The organism is Wolbachia endosymbiont of Drosophila leontia, assembly GCF_028981785.1.
Lineage (GTDB): Bacteria > Pseudomonadota > Alphaproteobacteria > Rickettsiales > Anaplasmataceae > Wolbachia > Wolbachia pipientis.
Map to the genome: position 1 here is coordinate 1 of NZ_JAPQLK010000010.1, position 4697 is coordinate 4697.

Consider the following 4697-nt stretch of genomic DNA (forward strand, 5'->3'; position numbering starts at 1 on the left):
ATAATGAATTTTGTCAGTAGCCACCAGATTTTTTCAGTTCCTATGCAACAAAGCCCACTGGAATCCAGTTCTTATTATACAGCTATCTGGTGTACTTATTTAAAATTAAGTTTTCTGGATCTCAGTGCCAAAGCACTGGGATGAACCCTTCCTGGCGGAGATTATTCTCAAATCACAATGTTCGTACAGTTGTGGAATGAATTGCGGTATGACGTAGGAAAACCTTAGCTATAGCTTTAGAACTCCCAAAGGTTCAGAAGCATTGAATGACTTGACAGAAAGTTCAAACCCATATAGAATGTCCTTATTTCTTATATGTTAGATGTAGTATCAATTGCCTCAGATCATGCTGGTTATGAATTAAAATCAGAAATAAAACCTTACCTGGAAACCCTAGGTTACAGAGTGGTAGATCAAGGCTGCACTGCTCAGCAAAAGTGCGTGGATTATCCAGACTATGCTGTTAAAGTTGTAGAAGATATAACAAGCAAAAAAGCAAATTATGGGATATTAATTTGTGGTACAGGTTTGGGCATGAGTACTGTGGCAAATCGTTTTGAAGGAATCTACGCTGCTTTGTGTAATAGTGTTGAAATCGCAAAATTAGCTCGCGAGCATGGCAACGCAAACGTACTGTGTCTTGGTGCAGGATTTACTGCGAGTGGATTAGCAAAAGACATAGTCAAACAATTCCTCGAAACAGAATTTTCAAAAGAAAGCAGACATAAAAAACGCCTTGATAAACTCAGCAATATAACCTCTAAGAAAAAAAAAACAAAAACTTATAACGAAGATGAAATATCAAAATTCGCTAAAATGGCAGGCCAGTGGTGGGATGAGAACGGCAAATTCAAACCATTGCACATGATGAATCCTGTTAGAGTATCTTACATTATTGAGAAAATAAAAGAGTTAAAAAAATGCAGTTTGAAAGAATTATCATTGCTTGATGTTGGATGCGGTGGTGGCATTTTGTCAGAGTCAATGGCACGCGTTGGCATTAACGTTGTGGGAATAGATGTATGTGAAGAAAACATAAAAGTAGCGCATTCACATGCAAAAAAAGTAGGGTTAAATATAGAATATATACACACCAGCATTGAAGAGCTAAGCAATGACAAGAAGTACGACGTGGTTCTGTTGATGGAAGTAGTTGAACATGTGGATAATTTAGAGCTTTTCATGAAAAAAGCGATAGAACTGCTAAAACCGGAGGGGTTAATCTTTATATCCACAATAAATGGAACTATTAAATCCTTTTGTCTTGCAATAATTGGTGCAGAGTACATATTAAATTGGCTGCCAAAAGGTACACATAACTGGAATAAATTTCTCAAGCCGTCAGAAATTGCAAATCACTTAAGAGAAAATAATGTAACGCTGCAAAACATGGCTGGCATGGAGTACAACGTAATAAAGCGTGAGTGGAATCTAACTAAAGGCGTGGATGTTAATTATATACTCTGCGGTTTGTTAGATTTAACTCTATAAAAGCACCATTTTCACTTCCAATACTTTGAAGGATCTTGGCCAGCTTTTATACAGTAGCCTTTATTAGTTAGCGCCCAACCGGAAAGACAAGCATAACCTGTACCTACACGTTCATATCCAGGAGCAGCAACACACTTTCCATTCTCCAAGGTTTGACCTTTAAAAAGACAACAAACTTCTTTTTCTGTTACCTTTGTCACAATTTGAGGAGCACCAAAAAACACAGCAACAAACATACCCAGTGCGAAAAGTGCAGGCCAAGGCATTCTGCCAAATATTGCAAGTAAGCTTGAACCAATTATTACCACTGTAATCATTGGTCCACCTATTCCATGAACGTAACCTATTACATTACACATTACATCTGTTGCTCCATCAGCGTGTGCATCAAATGCATAGAAAACTATAAATAGAATTACAAGAAAATTTCTCATTGTTCTTTCAATAATCATGCCTGATTGTTTCTTATTTTAATAAAATTTCAGTAAATAGCTTTTTTCAAAAATTATGCTTAACCCAATCAATATTTATTTATTACTGCCTTTTTAATACTATAATTAACTCAGTTGATTTTTATCAAAATGCGAAACCATGGAACAATTCGAGAACTTTTACATCACCACGCCAGTATATTACGTAAACGATAAGCCGCATATTGGTCATGCATACACTTCTCTCTTGTGTGACGTGGTGGCAAGGTTCATGAAACTAGCTGGGAAAAATGTCAAATTTACCACCGGCACAGATGAACATGGACAAAAAATAAAAAAAGCAGCTAAAGCAAAGGAAATGCAGCCAAAAGAATTTACAGATGATGTGAGCGTTTCATTTAAAGAATTGGCTAAGTTCATGAATTTTGAGTATGAAGATTTTATTCGCACTACGGAGGAACGTCACAAAAAAGCAGTTATAGCTTTATGGAATAGACTTGAAGAGAGAGGGCAAATATATTTGGATTCCTATTCGGGTTGGTATTCAGTTCGTGATGAAGCATTTTATCAGGAATCAGAGCTGATAGATGGCAAAGCACCAACAGGCGCAGAAGTTCAGTGGGTAAAAGAAGAGAGCTACTTTTTTCGCTTGTCAAACTGGCAAGACAAATTACTGGAACTCTATAAAAATCAGCCAAGTTTTATCTTCCCTGAGAGCAGAAAAAATGAAGTAGTATCGTTTGTAAGATCAGGGCTCATTGACCTCTCAATCTCTCGCACTAGTTTTAACTGGGGAATAAAAGTACCAGGTAATGACAAACACGTAATCTATGTCTGGATAGATGCATTAACCAATTATCTTACATCAATAGGTTTCCCTAGTACTGAAGGTGAGGAATATAAGAGGTTTTGGGCAGAACCAGAAACACAGATTCCAGTGTCAAGCACTGGAATGACGCCGAACCTAGCTGACAGCTCTTTCAACGTTCATGTAATCGGTAAAGACATATTGCGCTTTCATGCTGTATATTGGCCAGCGATTCTCCTTGCAGCAGACCTGCCACTGCCAAAACAAATTGCAGTTCATGGTTGGTGGTTGAACGAGGGAGAGAAAATATCCAAGTCCCTTGGTAATGTCATAGATCCAATTGGCCTCGCTCAAGAGTTTGGTGTTGATCAGCTACGCTATTTTCTCCTCAGGGAAGCAAGCTTCGGCCAAGATGGCAACTTTAGTAAGAAAAATATGATCAGCCGGATAAATTCAGAACTGGCAAACAACATAGGCAATTTAGTACAAAGAACAATTTCATTTTTACACAAGCAATGTTCTGGAATTGTACCAACAATCGATCAAAGCCTACTTACAGGTGAAGAAAGTCTTCCAGGTTGCAAAGCTATACTCGATCAAGTGATGAATCACCTATCAAAGTATGAATTTAACCATATCATACTTCTAATTATCAACATCTCTTCTGAAGCCAACGCTTATATAGACAAAAGTGCACCCTGGACATTGAGCAAAACTGACAGAGAGCGCATGAATTTAGTAATTTACAAGTTACTGGAATATATCAGGATAATAGGCATTTTATTGCAGCCAATCGTTCCCAAGTCAGCAGAGATGATACTAAATCAACTGCAAATTCCGAAAGAACAACGAGATTTAAAATCTTTGTGCGACGCGTGCGTAAGTTCAGGCATAACATTGCCTAAACCTACGCCGGTTTTTTTGAGGGTTGATGCTAAAGAGGAGAAATAGTGTAAAAACTATTTCTCCTGGATGGGATTACATTTATTGACTAGGGAACGTACCATTGTTTACAGACGCACTGTTGCCCATAGATGATGCTACAACTCCATTAAGTACTGTAGGAATATATGGTGCAGCATAATATAAAACAGCAGTACCACAGAGTCCTATTCCAGTGGTCACTATTTTAGCTACCTTAGCCTTAGCCCATGCATCCCAGCCTTGACCATTTTCTTCTTTAGCTGGCTGACTTTCTGGGCTAGAAATCTCAGTACCTTTTTCATCACCAGATTCTGCATCATAAAATACATCCTGATCCTCAGAAAGACTCATTAAATAACTTTTAGCAGCATCAACATTTAAATGATCAGGTTGCTTAGGAACGTTATCAATACTTAAATAATCCAAACTATTAGCTCGTTGCTTTTGCTCACTGGAAAGAACCTCAAGATTTAAATAATCCAAACGAGTTAGTTCTTGCATGCTAGGTTTAGATCCATCTTCACGCTTAAACTGCTCTTCCGGACTAGAAACCTTAGTACCATAAATCCTACTGTACAAGCTGCTTCCAACGCTGTTAAGTGCTTCTCTTACAGATGCAATTGACGCATCATAAGTATTTTTCAAGCCACCCCCAATACCACTAAGTGTTCCTTTTGTAGACTCAGTTGATGGCACATAATTATCGTAAGCACATTTGCCAGAATACAAGACACCATTAACTGCTTCTTTTGCAAACCAAACAGCGCTATTAACTGTTCCTTTTGCAAGCTGAACAGTGCCATCAGCAATTGCCACTTTTAATTTGTCTTCTTCCATCTTTTTATTTTTTTCAGCTAGTTGAGTTTTTTGCTCAGAACTTTTCTGCTTTTGAGTGCGTACTTGATCTTTTAACTTAGAACCTGTTAAGGATCTCGAAAATATGAGGTAAAATAAGCATAGTTAAGAAAGAGGTATATCTATGCAAAAAAGCTATCCAAGAGATATAAGTAAAGAACAATTTGAAAAAATTAGACCAATACTGG

General features: G+C 37.5%; 4 protein-coding genes. 2 read left to right on the plus strand and 2 right to left on the minus strand.

Features of this window, described 5'->3' with window-relative positions:
* The first annotated feature begins 315 nt into the window (after positions 1 to 315).
* The gene (gene ubiG, locus OZD63_RS00280) at positions 316 to 1491 is read left to right on the plus strand and encodes a bifunctional 2-polyprenyl-6-hydroxyphenol methylase/3-demethylubiquinol 3-O-methyltransferase UbiG (protein WP_274979374.1); all 1176 of its coding nucleotides are present in this window, start codon (positions 316 to 318) and stop codon (positions 1489 to 1491) included.
* Between the two features lie 11 nt (positions 1492 to 1502).
* Here the strand turns inward: ubiG and OZD63_RS00285 are convergent, their stop codons facing one another.
* Positions 1503 to 1943, minus strand: coding sequence for a TrbC/VirB2 family protein (locus OZD63_RS00285; RefSeq protein ID WP_275007780.1), 441 nt, complete (start codon positions 1941 to 1943; stop codon positions 1503 to 1505).
* Positions 1944 to 2082: 139 nt separating this feature from the next.
* On the opposite strand from OZD63_RS00285, the gene metG reads away from it, so the two are divergent.
* Complete coding sequence (gene metG / locus OZD63_RS00290; protein WP_274979373.1) at positions 2083 to 3681, plus strand: methionine--tRNA ligase; 1599 nt, start codon at positions 2083 to 2085, stop codon at positions 3679 to 3681.
* Between the two features lie 33 nt (positions 3682 to 3714).
* Here metG and OZD63_RS00295 read toward each other — a convergent pair whose 3' ends face one another.
* Positions 3715 to 4491 (minus strand): hypothetical protein, encoded by a 777-nt coding sequence (locus OZD63_RS00295; protein WP_275007782.1) that lies wholly within the window; start codon positions 4489 to 4491, stop codon positions 3715 to 3717.
* Positions 4492 to 4697 lie beyond the last annotated feature (206 nt).

Bases quoted from the DNA above. Each gene is read 5' to 3' on its own strand.
- metG (WP_274979373.1), top strand. From the start codon at position 2,083: ATGGAACAATTCGAGAACTTTTACATCACCACGCCAGTATATTACGTA.
- OZD63_RS00285 (WP_275007780.1), bottom strand. From the start codon at position 1,943: ATGATTATTGAAAGAACAATGAGAAATTTTCTTGTAATTCTATTTATA.
- OZD63_RS00295 (WP_275007782.1), bottom strand. From the start codon at position 4,491: ATGGAAGAAGACAAATTAAAAGTGGCAATTGCTGATGGCACTGTTCAG.
- ubiG (WP_274979374.1), top strand. From the start codon at position 316: ATGTTAGATGTAGTATCAATTGCCTCAGATCATGCTGGTTATGAATTA.